The following is a 22185-nucleotide window of genomic DNA, read 5'->3' on the forward strand; positions in this document are numbered from 1 at the left end:
TGTAGGTGGTGGGCGACTGGTCGTTGCTTGAGAACTGCACAGTGGACGCGAGCATCTGTGGCCAAGTTTTTAAGGGCGCACGGTGGATGCCTTGGCACCAGGAACCGATGAAGGACGTGGGAGGCCGCGATAGGCCCCGGGGAGCTGTCAACCGAGCTTTGATCCGGGGGTGTCCGAATGGGGAAACCCGGCAGTCGTCATGGGCTGTCACCCATACCTGAACACATAGGGTATGTGGAGGGAACGCGGGGAAGTGAAACATCTCAGTACCCGCAGGAAGAGAAAACAACCGTGATTCCGGGAGTAGTGGCGAGCGAAACCGGATGAGGCCAAACCGTATGTGTGTGATACCCGGCAGGGGTTGCGCATACGGGGTTGTGGGTTCGTACTTCAGTCGTCTGCCGGCGGCTGGGTGAGTCAGAAATTGTTGATGTAGGCGAAGGGCATGCGAAAGGCCCGGCGTAGAGGGTAAGACCCCCGTAGCTGAAACGTCAGCAACTTGCTTGTGCGATACCCAAGTAGCACGGGGCCCGAGAAATCCCGTGTGAATCTGGCGGGACCACCCGCTAAGCCTAAATATTCCCTGGTGACCGATAGCGGATAGTACCGTGAGGGAATGGTGAAAAGTACCGCGGGAGCGGAGTGAAATAGTACCTGAAACCGTGTGCCTACAAGCCGTGGGAGCGTCGCCGTGTTCTTCGGAGCACGGTCGTGACTGCGTGCCTTTTGAAGAATGAGCCTGCGAGTTTGCGGTGTGTTGCGAGGTTAACCCGTGTGGGGAAGCCGTAGCGAAAGCGAGTCCGAATAGGGCGACATAGTAGCGCGCTCAAGACCCGAAGCGGAGTGATCTAGCCATGGGCAGGTTGAAGCGGAGGTAAGACTTCGTGGAGGACCGAACCCACCAGGGTTGAAAACCTGGGGGATGACCTGTGGTTAGGGGTGAAAGGCCAATCAAACTCCGTGATAGCTGGTTCTCCCCGAAATGCATTTAGGTGCAGCGTCGTGTGTTTCTTGCCGGAGGTAGAGCACTGGATAGGCGATGGGCCCTACCGGGTTACTGACCTTAGCCAAACTCCGAATGCCGGTAAGTGAGAGCGCGGCAGTGAGACTGTGGGGGATAAGCTCCATGGTCGAGAGGGAAACAGCCCAGAGCATCGACTAAGGCCCCTAAGCGTACGCTAAGTGGGAAAGGATGTGGAGTCGCAGAGACAACCAGGAGGTTGGCTTAGAAGCAGCCATCCTTGAAAGAGTGCGTAATAGCTCACTGGTCAAGTGATTCCGCGCCGACAATGTAGCGGGGCTCAAGCGTACCGCCGAAGTCGTGTCATTGCAGCATATACCTCTAACGGGGGCTGTGATGGGTAGGGGAGCGTCGTGTGCCGGGTGAAGCAGCCGTGTAAGCGAGTTGTGGATGGTTCACGAGTGAGAATGCAGGCATGAGTAGCGATACACACGTGAGAAACGTGTGCGCCGATTGACTAAGGGTTCCTGGGTCAAGCTGATCTGCCCAGGGTAAGTCGGGACCTAAGGCGAGGCCGACAGGCGTAGTCGATGGACAACCGGTTGATATTCCGGTACCCGCTTTGAAACGCCCAGTATCGAATCCTCTGATGCTAAGGCCGTGAAGCCGCCCTGATCTCTTCGGAGTTGAGGGGAGTGGTGGAGCCGCCGGTCCAAGGTGGTAGTAGGTAAGTGATGGGGTGACGCAGGAAGGTAGTCCAGCCCGGGCGGTGGTTGTCCCGGGGTAAGGGTGTAGCCCGAGGGGTAGGTAAATCCGTCCCTCATTTAAGGGTGAGACCTGATGCCGAGCCGATTGTGGTGAAGTGGATGATCCTATGCTGTCGAGAAAAGCCTCTAGCGAGTTTCATGGCGGCCCGTACCCTAAACCGACTCAGGTGGTCAGGTAGAGAATACCGAGGCGTTCGGGTGAACTATGGTTAAGGAACTCGGCAAAATGCCCCCGTAACTTCGGGAGAAGGGGGGCCATTGCTGGTGATCACCCTTGCGGTGTGAGCTGGTGGTGGCCGCAGAGACCAGCGAGAAGCGACTGTTTACTAAAAACACAGGTCCGTGCGAAGCCGTAAGGCGATGTATACGGACTGACGCCTGCCCGGTGCTGGAACGTTAAGGGGACCGGTTAGTGGGATTTCGATCCCGCGAAGCTGAGAACTTAAGCGCCAGTAAACGGCGGTGGTAACTATAACCATCCTAAGGTAGCGAAATTCCTTGTCGGGTAAGTTCCGACCTGCACGAATGGCGTAACGACTTCTCGACTGTCTCAACCATAGGCCCGGTGAAATTGCATTGCGAGTAAAGATGCTCGTTTCGCGCAGCAGGACGGAAAGACCCCGGGACCTTTACTACAGCTTGATATTGGTGTTCGGTTCGGCTTGTGTAGGATAGGTGGGAGACTGTGAACTCTGGACGCCAGTTCAGGGGGAGTCGTTGTTGAAATACCACTCTGGTCGTGCTGGATGTCTAACCTGGGTCCGTGATCCGGATCAGGGACAGTGTCTGGTGGGTAGTTTAACTGGGGCGGTTGCCTCCTAAAGGGTAACGGAGGCGCCCAAAGGTTCCCTCAGCCTGGTTGGCAATCAGGTGTTGAGTGTAAGTGCACAAGGGAGCTTGACTGTGAGACCGACGGGTCGAGCAGGGACGAAAGTCGGGACTAGTGATCCGGCGGTGGCTTGTGGAAGCGCCGTCGCTCAACGGATAAAAGGTACCCCGGGGATAACAGGCTGATCTTCCCCAAGAGTCCATATCGACGGGATGGTTTGGCACCTCGATGTCGGCTCGTCGCATCCTGGGGCTGGAGTCGGTCCCAAGGGTTGGGCTGTTCGCCCATTAAAGCGGTACGCGAGCTGGGTTTAGAACGTCGTGAGACAGTTCGGTCCCTATCCGCTGTGCGCGTAGGAGTCTTGAGAAGGGCTGTCCCTAGTACGAGAGGACCGGGACGGACGAACCTCTGGTGTGCCAGTTGTTCTGCCAAGGGCATGGCTGGTTGGCTACGTTCGGGAGGGATAACCGCTGAAAGCATCTAAGCGGGAAGCCTGCTTCGAGATGAGGGCTCCCACCCACTTGATGGGTTAAGGCTCCCAGTAGACGACTGGGTTGATAGGCCAGATATGGAAGCCGGGTGACCGGTGGAGTTGACTGGTACTAATAGGCCGAGGGCTTGTCCTCAGATGCTCGCGTCCACTGTGTGGTTCCCGGGTTGCGAACAGTCGCACCGGTGAATCAGTTCCACTTTAATTAATTGAAGAGTGTGCTTGTTCGCTAGAACCCGATAGGGTTTCGGTGGTCATTGCGTTAGGGAAACGCCCGGTTACATTCCGAACCCGGAAGCTAAGCCTTTCAGCGCCGATGGTACTGCAGGGGGGACCCTGTGGGAGAGTAGGACGCCGCCGAACAATCTTTGAAGGACCCTTGGTCCCAGCGTGCATGCTGGGACCAAGGGTCCTTTTGTTTTTGCTGGGCCCGCATCGGTGTGACCGATGCGGGACAATGGCTGAAGTACATGAAGACAGGAGTCACGCCGATGTCCACCAACTCTCCCGACGACCGGTCGGGCCGCGAGCCGCGGCGCCAGGACGCCGGCGACCGGCGGGAGGCCCGCGGCTCCGGGCCGCGCCGCGACGACGGTCGTGGTGGTTTCCGGCGTGACAACCGCCGCGATGAGCGGCCGCGCGGGCCGCGTCGCGATGATGACCGTGGCGGGTTCCGCCGTGATGACGACCGTGGTGGCTTCCGCCGCGATGACCGGCGGGACGAGCGCCGTGATGATCGCCGGGACGACCGGTCGCGTGGCCCGCGTCGGGACGATGAACGCGGAGGCCGCCCCGGCGGCTATGGGCGTCGCGATGACCGGGGTGGCCGCCCCGCCGGGCGATACGAGCGACGGGACGACCGGCGGGATGACCGTCGTGATGACCGCCGGGACGATCGTCGTGACGAGCGGCCGCATGGGCCTCGCCGCGATGACCGCGACGGCGGCTCCCGCCCTGGCGGTTTCCGCCGGGACCGTGACGAGCGGCCGGGCTTCCGCCGGGACGATGATCGCGGGGGCTACCGGCGCGATGACCGCCGGGATGAGCGCCGCGACGATCGTCGTGACGACCGTGGTGGGTTCCGCCGCGATGACCGCGATCGTGACCGTGGCGGCCGAGGCGGCGGCTACGAGCGCCGTGACGAGCGGTCCTCGTACCGGCGTGATGACGACCGTGGTGGCTTCCGCCGTGACGACCGGCGTGATGAGCGGCCCTCGTACCGCCGTGATGACGACCGCAGCGGGTTCCGGCGGGATGACCGGCGGGACGAGCGGCCTTCGCACCGGCGTGACGATGACCGTGGTGGATTCCGGCGGGATGACCGGCGGGACGAGCGGCCTTCGCACCGGCGTGACGATGACCGTGGTGGGTTCCGGCGGGACGATCGTCGGGACGAGCGGCCTTCGTACCGCCGTGATGACGACCGCAGCGGGTTCCGGCGGGACGAGCGCCGGGACGATCGTCGGGATGACCGCCGTGACGAGCGGCCGCGTGGGCCTCGCCGTGATGACCGCGACGGTGGTTTCCGGGGTGGTCGGGACGACCGCGGGCCGCGTCGTCCGTACGGTCAGGGGCGGGGTCGCGACGACCGGCGCTCCGGTGGCGGCGGTGGGTTCCAGCGCCGTGACGACCGCACCGGCGGCTATGGGCGCCGTGACGAGCGTGGCAGGGACCGCGACCGCGAGCCGATCAAGCGGCTGCCGATCCCCGATGACGTCACCGGCGAGGAGATCGACAAGGGTGTGCGGCAGGAGCTGATGAGCCTGCCGAAGACCCTCGCCGAGGACGTCGCGAAGAACCTCGTCATGGTGGCCAAGCTGCTGGACGACGAACCCGAGCGGGCGTACCAGTACTCGCGCGTCGCCCTGCGGCTCGCCTCCCGGGTGGCCGCCGTGCGCGAGGCCGCGGGCTTCGCCTCGTACGCCGTCGGGAAGTACGCCGAGGCGCTCGCGGAGTTCCGTGCCGCGCGCCGGATGACCGGCAACTCCGAGCTGTGGCCGGTGATGGCCGACTGTGAGCGCGGCATGGGCCGTCCCGAGCGGGCGCTGGCCATGGCCGGTGAGCCGGAGGTGCAGAAGCTGGACCGGGCTGGTCAGGTCGAGATGCGGATGGTGGCCGCCGGCGCCCGGCGCGACATGGGTCAGGCCGACGCCGCCGTGGTCACCTTGCAGAGCCCGGAGTTGGCCTCGAACTCCATCCAGCCCTGGACCGCCCGGCTGCGCTACGCGTACGCCGACGCGTTGCTGGCGGTGGGCCGCGAGGACGAGGCCCGTGAGTGGTTCGCCAAGGCGCTCGAGGCGGATCAGAGCGGGAGCACGGATGCGTCGGACCGGCTCGCCGAGCTGGACGGAGTCGAGTTCGTGGACGCCCTCGACCCCGAGGAGACGGCGGACCCCGAGGAGGCGGCGGACGGCGATGCCTCCCAGCTCGTCGAGGAGTCGACGGCGGAGGAGTCGGAGGCGGACGAGTCGGAGGTCGAGGAGCCGGACGTCGACGAGCTCCTGTCCGACGAGGACATGGTCGAGGCCGAGCCCGAGGACGCCAAGGACGTCGAGCCGGTGGCCGAGGCCACGTCCGAGGGCCGGGCAGCCGGGCCCGACGAGGACGGCGACGACCGCTGATGCCATGACATGAGGGGGCGGGATCCCGGACCGGGATCCCGCCCCCTTCGCATATCCGCCCCCGAAGGACTCAGCCCAGCGTCAGGCTCCGCAGCACCAGCCCCGTCGCCGGTTTCGGCCCGAAGGACGTCGACTTGTGCGGCATCACGATGCCCTGCCGCGCCAGCTCATGCACGACGTCCTCGCGCACCGGATGCATCAGCACCGCCGTGCCGCCCAGCCGCTCCGCCTGCTCGACGGCCGCCGCCGAGTCGTGGAGGTAGCCGATGTGCTCGGGCGTGTCCGGGACGTTCCACAGATGATCCAGCAGGGTGTGGTGGAGCACCGTCGCGTCCAGCGTCCGCCATGCCTCCGGGCGCCCGTCGGGGACCGTACGGGCCAGCAGCTCCGGGTCCGGCCGGTCCAAGAGGTGGAAGCGGCCGTCCCCGGCCAGCAGGAAGGCGTTCGGCGCGCCGGGCTCGGCGCGCGCCGCCTCGGTGGCTTCGGCGCGCGCCGCCTCGGCGGCCTCGGCGAGCGTCTCCAGGGCGCGCGGCAGCGGGCCGTCGACCGTCCGCACCCGGAAGGCACGCCGCACCGCCGGAAGCGCCTCGTCCGGGGGCAGCCCCCGGAGCAGCCGGTGGATGGCCCGGACCCGGAGGGGATAGCGAGCGGTGTCGACGAGCAGGACGAGCCCGAAGTCCCAGGGGCCGGGCTCCCGTCGCTCCTCGCGCAGCCGCAGATAGGTGGCCCAGCGGTGGTGGCCGTCGGCGATGAGGGCCTGGTGGTGGCGGAGGTCGGTGGAGACCTCCACGAGGTCGGCGGGGTTCGTGACCCGCCACAGATGGTGGTCGACGCCGTCCTCGGTGGTCGTGGAGAGCAACGGCTCGCGCAGGATGGTGCGTTCGATGACCCGCGCCGCCCCGCCGGTGCCCTGTTCGGCGGCTCCGTTCCCTGAGGCCCCGTTTCCCGAAGCCCCTTGTCCCGAAGCCCCTTGTCCCGAAGCCCCGTTTCCCGAAGTCCCGTTCCCGTTGCCGCGGTACGCGAGCAGCAGCGGCTCCAGATGGGCGGCGGTGGCGCGCATCAGATCGGCTCGGTCCTCGACGACATGCGGCATGACCTCCTCGTGGGGGAGAACGATGCCCTCCTCGCGGGGGCTCAGCCGCAGCGCGCCGATCAGCCCCCGCTGGAGGGTCGGGCCGTCGCGCTGCTCGTAGACGTAGAGCGCGGGTTCGGGGTCCGGGGCGAGCACTCCGTCCGCCTGCCAGCGGCGCAGTGTCTCGGCGGCCTGACGGTGGCGGGCCTCCGGGGTCCCGGCCTGCGGCAGGATCAGCCGGACGATGTTGTACGGGTCTGCCGTCTCCAGCTCGCGCAGGCCCTCGGGCCTGACCACCACGTCGTAGGGCGGTGAGGTGACGGCGGCGAGACTGCCGACCCGCTCCGCGACATAGCGCAGCCCCCGGAAGGGGGTGAGCTGAAGACCTTGTCCGCCAGGCCCTGGAATGCTCATCAGTGAATGTTATGCCCCGCGCGGTGATACGCGATGATCGGGGGAGAAGCGCACAGATCTGCGAGGAGTGGCCCCCATGAACCAGCCCGTCCGCACCCGGCCCGAGTCGAGCCGGCAGTCGCTGAACGAGGCGTACGACACGGCTCTGCTGGACCTCGACGGGGTGGTGTACGCGGGTGGCGAGGCCATTGACCATGCCGTGGAGTCGCTGGTCACCGCGCGGGACGGCGGGATGCGGCTGGCGTATGTGACCAACAACGCGCTGCGGACGCCGGAGGCGGTGGCCGAGCATCTGACCCGGCTCGGGATGCCCGCCACCCCCGACGATGTGATCACCTCCGCCCAGGCGGTCGCCCGGCTGATCTCCGAGCAGCTGCCGAAGGGGGCGCGGGTGCTGGTGATCGGCGGGGAGGGGCTGCGGGTGGCGTTGCGCGAGCGCGGGCTGACGCCGGTGGACTCGGCCGACGACGACCCGGCGGCGGTGGCGCAGGGGTACGGCGGGCCGGACATGCCCTGGGCGCGGCTGATGGAGGCGGGGTACGCGGTGGCGCGCGGGGTGCCGTGGTTCGCCTCCAACCTGGACCTGACGATCCCCAGCGGACGGGGCATCGCCCCGGGCAACGGCGCGGCGGTGGAGGTCGTACGCATCGTGACGGGCACGTCCCCGCAGGCCGCCGGGAAGCCGCTGCCGCCGATGCACCGGGAGACGATCCTGCGGACCGGCGCCCGGCGGCCGCTGGTGGTCGGGGACCGGCTGGACACCGATATCGAGGGCGCGTACGCGGGCGGGGTGGACTCGCTGCTGGTGCTGACCGGGGTGACCACGCCCGCACAGCTGTTGGCCGCCGAGCCCGGGCACCGGCCGACGTATGTGGACCGCGACTTGCGGGGGCTGCTCACCTCGCAGCCGGAGGTGGAGCGGGACGGGGAGTCGGGCGGCTTCCGGTGCGGGGGCTGGGCGGCGTGGGTCGAGAACGGCGCGCTGGTGCTGGAGGGCGGGGGCGAGGAGCCGCTGGACGGGCTGCGGGTGCTGTGCGCGGCGGCGTGGTCCGAGGCGGGGGACGGCGTGAGCGGCGCGGACGCGGGGAAGGCTCTGGCCCGGCTGGGGTTGTGAGCCGGCGGACCCGGCTGAGGGGCTGGGCCGACGGGGGCTGGGACTTCGGCCGACGCGGCTGCGGTTCCGGTCCGACCGGGCCGTGAGGCCGAACTGGCGCTCCGGGCAGCCCGCATGGATGCGGCCAGCGGGACTTAGGGTAACCTAACTTAACCTGAGTCCTGATCGGCCGTGCTGTGAGGTGGAGTTCCGCGTGACCCTGGTCAGTCCGGCGAAAGCCGGGACCGAGACAGCGAGCGCGCCGCCCCGGCGGCGCACCGCGCGCCGTGCGACCGGATTGGTCGTCTCCCTGGGCGTGCTGCTGGCGATCGCCGCGGCGTCCATCGCGATCGGCGCCAAACCGATTCCGCTGGACCAGGTGTGGCATGGGCTGTTCCACTACACCGGCAGTGACACCGACGTGGTGATCCGGGACGTACGGCTGCCGCGCACCATCCTCGGGCTGCTCGTCGGTGTCGGCCTCGGCCTCGCGGGCGCGGTCATCCAGGCCCTCACCCGGAACCCGCTCGCCGACCCCGGGCTGCTGGGGCTGAACGCGGGCGCGTCCGCCGCCGTCGTCTCGGCCATCAGCTTCCTCGGCGTCACCTCCCTCACCGGCTATGTGTGGTTCGCCTTCCTCGGCACCGCCGTCGTGTCCGTGCTGGTGTACGCGCTCGGCGGCAGCCGGAGCGCCACCCCGGTGCGGCTCGCGCTCGCCGGGATGGCGGTGTACGCGGCGCTCTACGGATATGTCAACGCCGTGGAGCTGCTGGACACCGCGGCGCTCGACAAGATGCGCTTCTGGACGGTGGGTTCGCTCGCCTCCGCCAATATGACGGTGGTCCGGCAGGTGGCCCCGTTCCTCCTGGTCGGCGTCGTACTGGCGGTGCTGCTGGGCCGCTCGCTGAACGCCGTGGCGCTCGGCGACGACACCGCCCGCGCGCTCGGCAGCAACCTCAACCGCACCCGGGCGCTCTCGATGATCGCGGTCACCCTGCTGTGCGGGGCCGCGACCGCCGCCTGCGGGCCGATCGCGTTCGTCGGGCTGATCGTGCCGCATCTGGTCCGCGCGCTCACCGGGCCCGATATGCGCTGGATCCTGCCGTACGCCGCGGTGCTCTCGCCCGTACTGCTGCTGGGCGCCGATGTGATCGGGCGGTTGGTCACCCGGCCCGCGGAGCTCCAGGTCGGCGTCGTCACCACCTTCATCGGCGGGCCCCTCTTCATCTACCTCGTACGTCGCCGAAGGATGGCCCAACTGTGAACGCGAGCAAGCGCACCGCCAAGTCCGGGACGCGCGGGGTCACGCTGCGCACCGCCGGTCTCTCGCTGCGCCTGGACGTCCGCGGCGCGGTCGTGGGGCTGCTGCTGATCGCCGTGGCGCTGGTGATGGGCGTCGTACTGATCGGCACCGGCGACTTCCCCATCGCCCCCGCCGATGTGGTGCGCACGCTGTTCGGCAACGGCACCGTGGCCCAGGACTTCATCGTCAACGAACTGCGGCTGCCGCGGGTGCTGGTGGGGCTGCTGGTCGGCGCGGCCTTGGGGCTGGGCGGGGCGATCTTCCAGTCCATCTCCCGCAATCCGCTGGGCAGTCCGGATGTGATCGGCCTCGGCCAGGGGGCGGCGGCCGGGGCGCTCACGGCCATCGTGCTGGTCAAGGGCGATCCGGGGGTGGTCGCCACCGGAGCCGTCCTCGGCGGGGTGCTGACCGGGCTCGCCGTCTACGCGCTGGCCTGGCGGCAGGGCGTCCACGGCTATCGGCTGGTCCTCGTGGGCATCGGTACCTCCGCCACGTTCACCGCCGTCAACGGCTATCTGCTCACCCAGGCCCACCAGGAGGACGCGGCCCGTGCGGTGATGTGGCTGACCGGTTCGCTGAACGGCCGCGACTGGGACCAGGTCTGGCCGCTGCTGGCCGTCTGCGCGGTGCTCATGCCCGTGGCCCTCGGGCAGGCGCGGAACCTGCGGATGCTGGAGATGGGCGACGACAGCGCCTACGCCCTCGGGGTGCGGGTGGAGCGGACCCGGATGGTGCTGATGGGCGCGGCCGTGCTGCTGGTCGCGTCCGCCACGGCCGCCGCCGGGCCCGTCGCCTTCGTGGCGCTCGTCGCCCCGCAGCTGGCCCGCAGGCTCACCCGCTCGCCCGGTCCGAACCTGCTCCCCGCGGCCTGGATGGGTGCCGCGCTGCTGGTCACCGCCGACTGGGCCGCCCAGCGCGCCTTCGGGGCCGATCAGCTGCCGGTGGGAGTGCTCACCGGGATGCTGGGCGGCGCCTATCTGCTGTGGCTGCTGGTGACCGAGCGCAGGGCGGGGCGGATATGACGAGTGTGGACACGACCCGGACGGAAACTGTGGACACGACCCGGACGGAAGACGACATGGACAAGGAGACCCGGCAGACCGTGGCTTCCAGCACGAGTGGCACCCAGGACCAGCGGCAGCGGCTCATGGCGGAGGGGCTGACCCTCGCCTACGACCGGCGCACGGTCGCCGAGGAGCTGTCCGTGACCATCCCGGACCACTCCTTCACGGTCATCGTCGGGCCCAACGCCTGTGGGAAGTCGACCCTGCTGCGCGCCCTGTCCCGGATGCTCAAGCCGACGGCCGGATCGGTGCTGCTGGACGGGCAGTCGATCGGCTCGCTGCCCGCCAAGAAGGTCGCCCGCACCCTCGGGCTGCTGCCCCAGTCCTCGATCGCCCCGGACGGGATCACCGTCGCCGACCTGGTCGCTCGCGGCCGCTATCCGCACCAGGGGCTGCTGCGGCAGTGGTCGGAGACGGACGAGCGGATCGTCGACGAATCGATGGCGGCGACCGGGGTGGCGGAGCTCGCGGATCGCTATGTCGACGAATTGTCCGGCGGCCAGCGCCAGCGGGTGTGGATCGCGATGGCCATCGCCCAGCAGACCCCGCTGCTGCTCCTCGACGAGCCCACGACCTATCTGGACATCCAGCACCAGATCGATGTGCTGGATCTGTGCGCCCAGCTCCACGAGGAGCAGGGCCGCACCCTCGTCGCGGTGCTGCACGACCTGAACCACGCCGCCCGCTACGCCACCCATCTGATCGCGATGCGGGGCGGGGAGGTCGTCGCGGAGGGGGCGCCGGGGGACGTGGTCACGGTGGAGCTGGTGGAGCGGGTCTTCGGGCTGCGCTGCCAGGTGATCGACGACCCGGAGACGGGGACGCCGCTGGTCATCCCGGCCGCCCGCCGGTCCCGTACGGCACGGGTGGCGGCGCCGCTGGCGGGCGCCGCGGTGAGCGAGTCCTGAGGGGCGGCCCGGGCTGGGGCGTCCGGTCCGGAGCGGGGCTCGGGGTGGGGCAGGGCTCGGGGTGGCGCTTGCCTGGACGGGGTGGTGGCGCTTGCCCTGGACGGGGCGGTGGGGCTTGCCCTGGACGGGGCGGGGACGCTTGCCTAGAGCAGCTTCCGCAGCCGCAGCAGGTCGCGCAGCCCGGCCTCGAGCTTGATCCGCCCGGCGCCCCACGCCCTCGCGAAGTGCAGCTCGCCGTCGACCAGGGCCACCAGATCGTCGCCGGTCATCGCCAGCCGGATCTGCGCACGCTCGGCCGGGGGGCCCGACTCGGTCGTCACATCCTCGATCCGGCTGTCCACGAGACGGCCGATGAAGGTGGTGTCCAGGTCGGTGATCCAGCAGCTGACCGAGCGATCGAGCGCGGCAGCGCTGCGAAGGTCCCCGTTCGCGGTCGCGAGGCTCTCCGCCAGTTTGTCGAGTGCGCTGCGGCACTGTTCCAAGGTCGCCATCGCGGACGACGTTACCCCAGGTCTCGTACGTCGGAGAACGAGGGATTCGCGGTAGCGTCGGGGCCATGAGTGAGCCGATGCCGGCCGGGCGGCCCGGCCCCCAGCCCGGTCCCGCGGCCGAGGAGGCCCGGGAGGCCGCGCCGGAGCGGGTGGCCGGAGGGGCCGAGGGTGCCGAGGGTGCCGAGGACATCGCGCCGGAGCGGGTGGCTGGAGAGGCCGAGGGCGTCGCGCCGGAGCCGGTGCCCGCGGCCGTGCCGGAGCCGCCCGGCCCCGCCGATCCGGCCCCGCTCGGCGTGGACCGTACGCCCACCGGCGTCGCCGAGGTGGACGCCCGGCTGGCCCGGCTGGCCGACGCCGACCACCTCGGGACGAGCGGACATCTGGAGGTGTACGAGGATGTCCACCAGGGCCTGCGCGACACGCTGACCGCACTCGACCGGCGGCCAGCACCACCGCCGCCCGGCCAGCGGCCCCCGTCCGCTACGTAAACGACCTCAGGAGCTGAACCACCCGTGGCAGTGACCCGTCCACGACGCGCACGACTCGACGCGGAGCTGGTGCGCCGCAAGCTGGCGCGTTCGCGTGAGCATGCCAGCCAGCTGATCGCGGCGGGCCGGGTCACCGTCGGCGGGGCGGTGGCGACGAAACCGGCCACCCAGGTGGAGACCAGCGCGGCCGTCGTCGTGATCGAGGACGACAGCGATCCGGACTATGTCTCGCGCGGTGGCCACAAGCTGGCGGGCGCGCTGTACGCGTTCAGCGAGGAGTACCGGAAGGGCGCGGGCGCGGGGCAGGACCCCGGGGTCCGCCCGGCCACGGGGGCCGGGGCGGGGCTGAGGGTCGCCGGGCGGCGGGCGCTGGACGCGGGCGCCTCCACCGGAGGCTTCACGGACGTCCTGCTGCGCGCGGGCGCCGCTCAGGTGCTCGCCGTCGACGTCGGCTACGGGCAGCTCGCCTGGTCGCTCCAGAGCGATGAACGCGTCAGCGTTTATGACCGTACAAACGTGCGCGAGCTGACACTTGAGCGGATTGGTGGGAAACCGGTGGACCTGGTGGTCGGTGATCTCTCCTTCATTCCGCTCGGGCTCGTCCTGCCCGCCCTCGTGCGGTGCGCGGCGGCCGACGCCGATCTGGTGCTGATGGTCAAACCACAGTTCGAGGTCGGCAAGGAGCGGCTGGGCAGCGGGGGAGTGGTCCGCAGTGCCGAACTGCGCGCCGAGGCGGTGCGCACGGTGGCCGGGCGGGCGGCGGAGCTGGGACTGGGTGTGCTGGGCGTAACGGCCAGCCCGCTCCCGGGGCCGTCGGGTAATGTCGAGTACTTTTTGTGGATGCGCGCCGGGGCGCCGGCACTGGACCCGGCGGATGTTGACCGTGCAGTGGCGGAGGGGCCCAGTTGACCACTTCAGAAGCAGCGCAGCAGAAGGAAGCAGTGCCCGTGCCCGAGCCCGTGCCCGAGCCCGGAGCCGGGGACGCGGTGGCGGCACCGGCGGTCGAGCCGATGACTCCGGCGGCCGAAGCGACGGCGGACCGCACCGTCTTCCTCCTCGCGCACACCGGCCGCCCCGCGGCCATCCGCAGCGCCGAACTGGTCGTCCAGGGGCTGCTGCGCAGCGGAATCGGGGTACGGGTGCTCGCCGCCGAGGCGGCGGACCTGCCGCTGCCCCCCGCTGTCGAGCGCGTCGACGCGGAGCGAGACGTGCTGAACGGCTGTGAGCTGCTGGTCGTCCTCGGCGGGGACGGGACGCTGCTGCGCGGCGCGGAATTCGCCCGGGTCTCGGGCGTGCCGATGCTCGGCGTGAACCTCGGCCGGGTGGGCTTCCTGGCCGAGGCCGAGCGGGACGACCTCGACAAGGTCGTGGACCGGGTGGTGACCCGGCAGTACGAGGTCGAGGAGCGGATGACGATCGATGTGCTGGTCCGCAACGACGGGCACATCGTGCACACGGACTGGGCGCTGAACGAGGCGTCGGTGGAGAAGGCCGCGCGGGAGCGGCTGCTCGAGGTGGTCACGGAGGTCGACAACCGCCCGGTCTCGCGGTTCGGCGGCGACGGCGTGGTCTGCGCGACCCCGACCGGCTCCACGGCCTACGCCTTCTCGGCGGGCGGGCCGGTGGTGTGGCCCGAGGTGGAGGCGCTGCTGATGGTGCCGATCAGCGCCCACGCGCTGTTCGCCAGGCCGCTGGTGACGTCGCCGAAGTCGGTGCTCGCGGTCGAGGTGCAGCCGCAGACCCCGCACGGGGTGCTGTGGTGCGACGGCCGCCGCACGGTGGAGCTTCCGGCGGGTGCGCGGGTGGAGGTGCGGCGGGGGGCGGTGCCGGTCCGGTTGGCCCGTCTGCACCATGCGTCGTTCACGGACCGCTTGGTCGCCAAGTTCGCCCTGCCGGTCGCGGGGTGGCGAGGCGCCCCGCACTAGGTCCTCGTCCGGCGGGTCGTTGCCGCCTGCGGCGGGCTGCTCCCCTCCCCGCCCCTTCCCGAAACCGTGGGCTCCGCCCCCAGACCCCCCGCCGGGGCACCGCCCCGGACCCCGCTCCTCAAGCGCCGGAGGGGCTGGAAGGCAGGGCTCCGCCCCCAACCCCGGGATCCAGGGGCGAAGCCCCTGCCCGGCGGCTCCGCCGTCGTGGCCTGCCGGACACCCCGCAGCACCGTGTGAGGAGCGGGGCCGGGGGCGGTGCCCCGCAACCCCGGCCTCTCCGGTGTGTGAGGAGCGGAGCTGGGGGCGGAGCCCCCGGTTTCGGGAAGGGGCGGGGTGGGGGCTCTCCGCCGGAGGCGCCCGCACCCCACCCACCCCGAGCAGATGTACGGGCAGACCCCATAAGTGGCGCCCCTTCGTCGCATCCCACCGACCAAACCTCGTATGGTCGTGCACGTGCTGGAGGAGATGCGGATACGTGCGCTGGGCGTCATCGACGACGCGGTCGTCGAGCTGTCGCCCGGCTTCACCGCGGTGACCGGTGAGACCGGCGCGGGCAAGACCATGGTCGTCACCAGCCTCGGGCTGCTGCTGGGCGGCCGCGCCGACGCCGCTCTGGTGCGGATCGGGGCCAAGGCGGCGGTCGTCGAGGGCCGCCTTACGGTCGACGCCCGCTCGGCGGCGGCCGTAAGGGCGGAGGAAGCGGGGGCCGAGCTCGACGACGGCGTGCTGCTGATCAGCCGTACGCTCTCCGCCGAAGGACGGTCGCGCGCGCACCTGGGCGGCCGTTCCGTCCCCGTGGGCCTGCTGGGCGAGCTGGCCGACGATCTCGTGGCCGTGCACGGCCAGACCGATCAGCAGGGCCTGCTGCGGCCCGCCCGGCAGCGGCAGGCGCTGGACCGGTACGCGGGCGCCGCGGTGGCCGTACCCCTGGAGAAGTACGCGGGGGCCTACCGCCGGCTGCGCGCCGTCTCGGCCGAGCTGGAGGAGCTCACCACGCGGGCCCGCGAGCGGGCGCAGGAGGCGGATCTGCTGCGCTTCGGCCTCGAGGAGGTCGAGGCCGCCGAGCCCCGGCCCGGGGAGGACGAGGAGCTGGCGGCCGAGGCCGAACGGCTGGGGCACGCCGAGGCCCTGGCGTCCGCCGCCGCCGTCGCGCACGCCGCCCTCGCCGGGAACCCGGAGGATCCGGAGGGCGTGGACGCGGCCACCCTGGTCGCGGGCGCCCATCGCGCCGTGGAGGCCGTACGCTCCCACGACCAGGCCCTCGCCGGGCTCGCCGACCGGATCGGCGAAATCGGCATCCTGCTCTCCGATGTGGCCGGGGACCTCGCGGGGTACGCCGACAACCTGGACGCCGACCCGATCCGTCTGTCGGCAGTCGAGGAGCGCCGCGCCGCGCTGTCCCAGCTGACCCGCAAGTACGGCGAGACCATCGCGGACGTGCTGGCGTGGGCCGAACAGGGCGCCGCCCGGCTCGCCGAACTCGACGGCGACGACGACCGCATCGGCGAGCTGACCGCCGAGCACGAGGCGCTCCGCGCGGAGCTGGGCGGGCTGGCGCAGACGCTCACCGACGCCCGTACGGAGGCGGCGGGGCGGTTCGCGGAGGCGGTCACCGCCGAGCTGGCCTCCCTGGCGATGCCGCACGCCCGGGTCACGTTCGCGATCCGCCAGACGGAGACCGAGACGGAGGCGGACGGCATCGAGGTGGGCGGCCGCCCGGTGGTCTTCGGGCCGCATGGCGCCGATGAGGTCGAGCTGCTGCTCGCGCCCCATCCGGGCGCCCCGCCCCGGCCGATCGCTAAGGGCGCCTCCGGGGGTGAGCTGTCGCGGGTGATGCTCGCGGTCGAGGTCGTCTTCGCGGGCTCCGACCCCGTACCGACATATCTCTTCGACGAGGTGGACGCGGGCGTCGGCGGTAAGGCGGCGGTCGAGGTGGGCCGCCGGCTGGCCAAGCTCGCCCGCTCCGCACAGGTCGTGGTGGTCACCCATCTACCGCAGGTCGCGGCCTTCGCCGACCGCCATCTGGTGGTCGAGAAGACCAACGACGGGTCGGTGACCCGAAGCGGTGTGAAGGCCATGGAGGGCGAGGACCGCGTACGGGAGCTGTCGCGGATGCTCGCGGGCCAGGAGGACTCCGAACTCGCGCGGGCGCACGCGGAAGAGCTCCTGGAGGCGGCCCGCGCGGGACGCTGACCCGCAATGCGACGCTTCGCGCGGCCCTTGCGCGACGCTTCCCCCGAACCTCCACGCATCGCTCCCCCGATCCTTCACCCGAACGGGTGATACCGCGGACGCTGGGGCGAGTTCGGGGCAGGCGTCACCTGGGAGCGTTGCGACGAGGGTTCGGCGAGTGCTGGCATCCTTGGGCGGAGCGCGTCCGCACCGCCCCCCGATCGCCCCGACACCGTCTCAGGAGCTCCGCCCGCGTGAGCAGTACCGTGAGCAATACCCCGGTCCCGCCGCACGGGCAGTCGTCGCTGCACGCGGTCCAGGTGCTGGGCGCCGGGAGTTCGGGCAGCGGAGTGCATGTGCGGTCGCTGTCGGCCGGGCTGGTGGCGCGCGGACTGCGGGTGACCGTGTGCGGGCCCTGGAGCGCCGAACGGGGCTACGGCTTCACCCAGACCGGAGCGCGGTTCACCGGGCTCGACGCCCTGACGGACGCCGGAAGCATGGCGTCGCTGCGCAGGGCCACCCAGGGCGCGGCTCTGGTGCACGCCCACGGGCTGCGCTCGGGGCTGCTGGCGGCCGTGGCGCTGCGCGGCCGGAACGTGCCCCTGATCGTCACCTGGCACACCCGCGTGGACGCCGAGGGCGCGCGGGCCCGGCTGGTCCGGCTGATGGAGCGTCGGGTGGCCCGGGCCGCCGCGATCGTGCTCGGGGCCTCCTCGGACCTGGTGGCCCGGGCCCGTGCCCGCGGCGCGCGCGACGCCCGGCTGGCCCCGGTCGCGGTGCCCGCCCCGCGGCGGCCGCCGGAGACCACCGACGGCCGCCGCCAGAAGGCGCGGGCCGAACTGGGCGTGGTGGAGCGGCCGTTGCTGGTCACGGCGGGGCGGCTGGAGGCGATGGCCGGACACGGCCCGCTGCTGGACGCGGCGCACCGCTGGCGGGTGCTGGACCCGCGGCCGCTGCTGGTGGTGGCGGGGGAGGGGCCGGACCGTGCGGTGCTCCAGCGCCGGATCGACACCGAGGGGCTGCCGGTGCGGCTGCTCGGCCGCCGCGAGGATGTGCCGCAGCTGCTCTCCGCGGCCGATGTCGCGGTGCTCTCCAGCCGCTGGGAGGCCCGGTCGCTGCTGGCCCAGGAGGCGCTGCACGCGGGGGTGCCCCTGGTGGCCACGGCGGTCGGCGGGGTGCCGGAGCTGGTGGGGGAGGCGGCCGAACTCGTCCCGTACGGCGACCCCGAGGCCCTGGCCGAGGCCGTGTCCGGGCTGCTCGCCGATCCGGAGCGCCGGGTGGAGCTCGCGGAGGCGGGGCGGGCGCGGACGGCGGGCTGGCCCACGGAGGACGACACCGTCGCCCATGTCCTCAGCGTCTACGATGAGTTGGTGCAGACCTTTCTGCGTGAAGGGGTTGACGGGCCCGGCCGTTGATCGGCAGGGTGCTGGGCAGAGGAACGAGAGAGCGCTCCCAATGGTCGCGCCTCCCGTCACCCCCCACGCCATTTTCCCGGCAACCCCCACTACGCCGAGGAGCACCATCATCATGATCAGTCGCAGGAAGCTGCTGGGTGGAATCGCCGCCTCCGCCGCCGCCGCGGGCACCGGCCTCGCGTTCGCCGGCGGCCGCGCCAGCGGAGCACCGGGCGCGAAGGCCGCCGCCGCCCTGCCCCTGACCGTCGTGAACAAGACGGGGCAGTACGACAACGGGTCGGTATGGCTCTACATCGTCGGTAACGAGGGCGACCGGCAGGTCCACGTCACCCCGGACGGCAACATCGCCCCCGTCGCGCTCTCCGACAACGGCTCGGACGGCTTCACCGACTACGCGATACCGCTGGCCGGAAGCGGCGAGACCAAGCTGAACCTGCCTCAGATGTCCGGCCGGATCTATGTGGCGCTCGGCTCCAAGCTCAAGCTCAAGGTGGTCGAGGACGGGGCGGGCAAGGCCGCGCTCCAGTACCCGGCGGGCTGGGTGTCCGGCGACCCGAACTACGACATCATGCACGACTGCGCGGAGTTCACGTACAACTCCTCCGGCATGTTCTGCAACACCACCATGGTGGACATGTTCAGCGTCCCGCTGTCGATCCACCTCACCGGCGCCCAGGACCAGACGACCGGCACCCTCAAGGACGGCGCCCGCGCCAAGATCTTCTCCGACCTCGCCGGCGTCGACGCCTTCAAGAAGCTGATCGTCGGCGACAATCTGCGGGTGATCGCTCCCGGTCATGGCATGGGCGCGGGGGTGTTCGCGGAGGACTACTTCGCGTCGTACATCGACCAGGTCTGGGACGCCTACGGTTCGAAGGACCTCAAGGTCACCACGAACGCGGGCACCTTCACCGGCCGGGTGAGCGGCGGGAAGTTCTCCTTCACCGGTCCGGCCTCGGTCTCCTTCGACAAGCCCTCCACCAAGGACGTGCTGTTCTGCGACGGCGCCCTGGCCGCGCCCAACGACGGGACCACGGGCCCGGTCGCGGCGATCCTGGGCGCGGGCTTCAACCGCTCCACGCTGCACAACGCCGACGCCCAGCCGACCACCGATCCGGCCGCCTTCTACGGCGAGGACGTCACCAACCACTACGCCAAGGCGATGCACGCGGCGACCGAGGACGGCAAGGCGTATGGCTTCGCCTTCGACGACGTGGCCGAGTTCGCGTCCTACATCCAGGACACCGCGCCGAAGGGGATCACGCTCACGCTGACTCCGTTCTAGGGGGTGTGCGGCGGGGCTTGGCGCCTGCGGCGGGCTGTTTCCCCTCCCCGCCCCTTCCCTCAACTGGGGCTCCGCCCCAGACCCCGGCCGCGTCGCGGGTGGCGCGGCCGGCGCCCTGGCCAGTGAGCTGATCGCGGAACGGCCGGCTCGTCGCCCCCCCCGGGGTCCAGGGGCGATGCCCCTGCGAGGTGGCGGAGCCGCATATCGATGCCGAGGGAAGGGGCGGGGAGGGCGAAGTGTCGATATGCGGTTCCGCCGCGTGGTCCGCCAGGCGCCCCGTAGGCCCGTCCGGTGGAGCGTTCTTCGCGCCCGCGCCACCAGCGGCCGCCGCCGCGAGGCCCGCGGCCTCTGGTGCGGGAGGCGCCTCCCGGCGGTGGCCGGGAACACCGCGCCAGGGGCCCGGGCCGCGAAGTCCCGCCGGGCCGGGTTCGGTGCAGGTGCGCTGGCCGGGTTAGGTGCAGGGCGGCCGGGTGGGTTCGGTGCAGGGCGGCCGGGTGGGTTCGGTGCAGGTCCGCCGGGCCGGGTTCGGCACGGGTCCACTGGGCGGGTTAGGTGCAGGGCGGCCGGGTGGGTTCGGTGCAGGTCCGCTGGCCGGGTTCGGCACGGGGCCGCCAGGCCGGGCTCGGCACGGGGCGGCCGGGCGGGTTCGGCACGAGTCCGTCGGCCGGGTTCGGCGCAGGGCCGCTGGGCGGGTCGGTACAGGGCGGCCGGGCGGGTTCGGCACAAGTCCGTCGGCCGGGTTCGGCGCAGGGCGGCCGGGCGGGCTCGGTACAGGGCCGCCGGGCCGGGTTCGGCACGGGTCCGCTGGGCGGGTTAGGTGCAGGGCGGCCGGGTGGGGAGGTGTTCGTGGCGCACTGCGAGGGCTGCGCGGCGGACGGTGAGGGAGCCACTCCCCGCCCGGCGGCACGGGGGGACGCCGGGCGGGGGCCCGGGCAGGTGGGGCGGGCCGCGGCCGCGTCAGGCGGGGCGGCCCGCCGCCGTGTCACCGGACGTGGCGGCGGGCCTGGAGGGCCACCCCCAGGGCGAGCACCGTCTGGGGATCCTCCAGATCGCTGCCCAGCAGCGACGCGATCCGGGCCAGCCGGTCGTACAGCGTCTGGCGGTTGAGGTGCAGTGCGCGGGCCGTCTCCGCCTTGCGCCCCGCATGCCGCAGATACGTCTCCAGCGTCGGCACCAGCGGCGGGCGGGCGGTGCGGTCATGGGCCAGCAGCGGACCGATCACCCGGTCCACGAAGGCGGCCAGATCGCCGTGCTCGCGCAGTCGCCACAGCAACAGGTCGACATCCAGGCTGCGTACGTCGTACCAGCCCCGGTCGGGCGGCGGTCCGCAGGCCGCGTTGGCCGCCTCCGCCGCATGCCGCAGCTCGGCTCCGGCCGCGTTCCAGCCGACCGCGAGCCCGGCGACCACCACCGGCGGCCGGGCGCCGGCCCGGTCCGGCCAGGCCCGCTCCACCCCGGCCCGCAGCGCCGCCGCGATCCGTTCGGCCACCGCGCTCCGCTCGCTCGCGTCGCGCAGCCCCGCCAGCAGCGGAACCCGCCCCTCCGGAAGCCGTACGCCGAGCAGCACCGGCACCCCGACCCCGGCCAGCTCCTCCTGCACGGCGTGGGCCAGCGCCGCCCAGCTCCCGCCGCCACCGGCCAGCGGCCGCGGATCCTCCACCAGCCGCGTCACCACCGGCAGCAGCGGCCCGCCCGGGCCCGGCCGGAACCCCAGCACCCGGGCCTGGGCCGGGGCGTCCGACGCCTCGATCCGGCCCTCGGCGAGCTCGGTGAGGAAGTCCCCGCGCCCGCGCGCCGCCAGCTCCTCCTCCTGGCGTGCCCGGAGCAGCACCACCGCCAGCAGATCCGCCGTCCGCTCGGCGGCGATCCGGTGCACCGGGCCCAGCGGCCCGGCCACCGGAAGGACGGTCAGCCGCGCCCGTACGGCACCGGGGCCGGGCCCGCCGCCCGGGATGTCCGCGAGCACGCTGCCCGTCGGCGGCTCGGGCCGCTCGGCCGCGCGCGGCGCCCGCAGCCCCTCCCACACCTGGAGCGGATCGGCGGCGCCCGCCGGGGCCGTACCGCCCGGCCCCGCCGCGTACAGCAGCTGTCCGCCGGGGGTCTCCAGGAAGACCGGATTGGCCGCGAAGGCGGCGAAGTGGCGCAGGATCTCCGGCACCCCGCCGCCGCGCAGCAGCACCTCGGTGGCCTGCCGGTGCACCACATCGGCCTGGCGCAGCAGGGCGTAGTGCTCATTGACGATCTCGGTGTGGATCTCCTCGGTGACCGTGACGAACGGCACCTCGCGATGGAGCTGCACCAGCGGCAGCCCGCATGAACGCGCGGTGTCCACGACCGGCCCCGGCAGGGTGCGGAACCGGGCGCCCAGCTCCACCACCAGCGCCGCGATGCCCCGCTCGGCGAGCCGGCGGACGAAGGCGCGCTGCTCGGCGGGGCGCGGGCCGACCCCGAGACCGGTGGTCAGCAGCAGCTCACCGCCCTTGAGCAGCGCGGCGATGTTCGGCGCCTCGCCCGCGTGCACCCAGCGCACCGGGCGGTCAAGCAGCTCCTGCCCGGACACCACCTCGGGGAGCCCGCGGCGCAGGGCGGGAAGGCCGAGGGCCCGCGCCACGGTGATCGTTCCCTGTGGTTCCATGCCGCAACGCTAAGCGCTCCGCGGGAAGTGCTGCGATGGGTCGTCGGTCGACTGCGGCGCCGTCGTGGCTGGTCGCGCCCGCGCGGCGGAGCCGCACATCGACACAGTCCCGCGCCCCTTCGGGGCGCTGCCCGAACCGTAGCGGACTTCCTCCGACCTGGTCAGCCGCCCGTTCGATGCCCCGCCTCGACCCGCCTCGACCCGCCCAGCGGACGCCGCCCAGCGGACGCCGCCCAGCGGACGTCGGCTGGC

Annotated in this window: 15 protein-coding genes and 2 rRNA genes; 14 read left to right on the forward strand and 3 right to left on the reverse strand. The window is 71.5% G+C overall.

Annotated elements, in window-relative coordinates; all coding sequences use genetic code 11:
- Positions 1 to 59: 59 nt before the first annotated feature.
- The 4 genes from KHP12_RS37940 to KHP12_RS37955 all read left to right on the forward strand — a co-directional run bounded on the left by KHP12_RS37940 (position 60) and on the right by KHP12_RS37955 (position 5668).
- Positions 60 to 3183, forward strand: a 23S ribosomal RNA gene (locus KHP12_RS37940).
- A gap of 110 nt (positions 3184 to 3293) precedes the next feature.
- Positions 3294 to 3410: ribosomal RNA gene (gene rrf, locus KHP12_RS37945) — 5S ribosomal RNA — on the forward strand.
- A 249-nt stretch (positions 3411 to 3659) separates the two neighbouring features.
- Positions 3660 to 4805 carry a hypothetical protein gene (locus tag KHP12_RS53545; protein WP_211835034.1) on the forward strand — a complete coding sequence of 382 codons (1146 nt, stop codon included), beginning with the start codon at positions 3660 to 3662 and terminating at the stop codon, positions 4803 to 4805.
- A complete protein-coding gene (locus KHP12_RS37955; RefSeq protein WP_308017061.1) occupies positions 4790 to 5668 on the forward strand; it encodes a tetratricopeptide repeat protein in 879 nt (292 codons plus the stop codon). Before KHP12_RS53545 ends, KHP12_RS37955 begins: the two co-directional genes overlap by 16 nt.
- 70 nt (positions 5669 to 5738) lie before the next feature.
- Here the strand turns inward: KHP12_RS37955 and KHP12_RS37960 are convergent, their stop codons facing one another.
- Positions 5739 to 7154 (reverse strand): DUF1015 family protein, encoded by a 1416-nt coding sequence (locus KHP12_RS37960; RefSeq protein ID WP_086885127.1) that lies wholly within the window; start codon positions 7152 to 7154, stop codon positions 5739 to 5741.
- Between the two features lie 76 nt (positions 7155 to 7230).
- Here KHP12_RS37960 and KHP12_RS37965 point away from each other — a divergent pair, with 76 nt between their 5' ends.
- The 4 genes from KHP12_RS37965 to KHP12_RS37980 all read left to right on the forward strand — a co-directional run bounded on the left by KHP12_RS37965 (position 7231) and on the right by KHP12_RS37980 (position 11522).
- Positions 7231 to 8268 carry an HAD hydrolase-like protein gene (locus tag KHP12_RS37965; protein WP_210609146.1) on the forward strand — a complete coding sequence of 346 codons (1038 nt, stop codon included), beginning with the start codon at positions 7231 to 7233 and terminating at the stop codon, positions 8266 to 8268.
- 193 nt (positions 8269 to 8461) lie between these two features.
- Positions 8462 to 9511, forward strand: coding sequence for a FecCD family ABC transporter permease (locus KHP12_RS37970; RefSeq protein WP_086886538.1), 1050 nt, complete (start codon positions 8462 to 8464; stop codon positions 9509 to 9511).
- Positions 9508 to 10572 (forward strand): FecCD family ABC transporter permease, encoded by a 1065-nt coding sequence (locus KHP12_RS37975; protein WP_086886537.1) that lies wholly within the window; start codon positions 9508 to 9510, stop codon positions 10570 to 10572. Before KHP12_RS37970 ends, KHP12_RS37975 begins: the two co-directional genes overlap by 4 nt.
- Before the next feature lie 56 nt (positions 10573 to 10628).
- Positions 10629 to 11522, forward strand: coding sequence for an ABC transporter ATP-binding protein (locus KHP12_RS37980; RefSeq protein WP_211834182.1), 894 nt, complete (start codon positions 10629 to 10631; stop codon positions 11520 to 11522).
- Positions 11523 to 11665: 143 nt separating this feature from the next.
- Here KHP12_RS37980 and KHP12_RS37985 read toward each other — a convergent pair whose 3' ends face one another.
- Positions 11666 to 12013: a sterol-binding protein gene (locus KHP12_RS37985; RefSeq protein WP_086886607.1), complete on the reverse strand. Its 348-nt coding sequence runs from the start codon at positions 12011 to 12013 to the stop codon at positions 11666 to 11668.
- Positions 12014 to 12090: 77 nt separating this feature from the next.
- Here KHP12_RS37985 and KHP12_RS53550 point away from each other — a divergent pair, with 77 nt between their 5' ends.
- The 6 genes from KHP12_RS53550 to KHP12_RS38015 all read left to right on the forward strand — a co-directional run bounded on the left by KHP12_RS53550 (position 12091) and on the right by KHP12_RS38015 (position 19298).
- Complete coding sequence (locus tag KHP12_RS53550; protein WP_244203557.1) at positions 12091 to 12501, forward strand: hypothetical protein; 411 nt, start codon at positions 12091 to 12093, stop codon at positions 12499 to 12501.
- Positions 12502 to 12531: 30 nt separating this feature from the next.
- Positions 12532 to 13410: a TlyA family RNA methyltransferase gene (locus tag KHP12_RS37995; protein ID WP_210610372.1), complete on the forward strand. Its 879-nt coding sequence runs from the start codon at positions 12532 to 12534 to the stop codon at positions 13408 to 13410.
- A 101-nt stretch (positions 13411 to 13511) separates the two neighbouring features.
- Positions 13512 to 14426: an NAD kinase gene (locus KHP12_RS38000; RefSeq protein WP_037965474.1), complete on the forward strand. Its 915-nt coding sequence runs from the start codon at positions 13512 to 13514 to the stop codon at positions 14424 to 14426.
- A 441-nt stretch (positions 14427 to 14867) separates the two neighbouring features.
- On the forward strand, positions 14868 to 16619 hold the full coding sequence (recN, locus tag KHP12_RS38005; protein ID WP_086885772.1) for a DNA repair protein RecN: 1752 nt from the start codon (positions 14868 to 14870) through the stop codon (positions 16617 to 16619).
- 233 nt (positions 16620 to 16852) lie between these two features.
- Positions 16853 to 18013: a glycosyltransferase family 4 protein gene (locus tag KHP12_RS38010; protein WP_372455256.1), complete on the forward strand. Its 1161-nt coding sequence runs from the start codon at positions 16853 to 16855 to the stop codon at positions 18011 to 18013.
- A gap of 112 nt (positions 18014 to 18125) precedes the next feature.
- Positions 18126 to 19298: a glycoside hydrolase family 64 protein gene (locus tag KHP12_RS38015; protein WP_086885773.1), complete on the forward strand. Its 1173-nt coding sequence runs from the start codon at positions 18126 to 18128 to the stop codon at positions 19296 to 19298.
- Positions 19299 to 20280: 982 nt separating this feature from the next.
- On the opposite strand, the gene KHP12_RS38020 is transcribed toward KHP12_RS38015, so the two are convergent.
- Entirely contained in the window at positions 20281 to 21933 is a 1653-nt protein-coding gene (locus KHP12_RS38020) for a PucR family transcriptional regulator (protein ID WP_211834184.1), read from the reverse strand.
- Positions 21934 to 22185: the final 252 nt, after the last annotated feature.

This window comes from Streptomyces asiaticus (genome assembly GCF_018138715.1).
Lineage (GTDB): Bacteria > Actinomycetota > Actinomycetes > Streptomycetales > Streptomycetaceae > Streptomyces > Streptomyces asiaticus.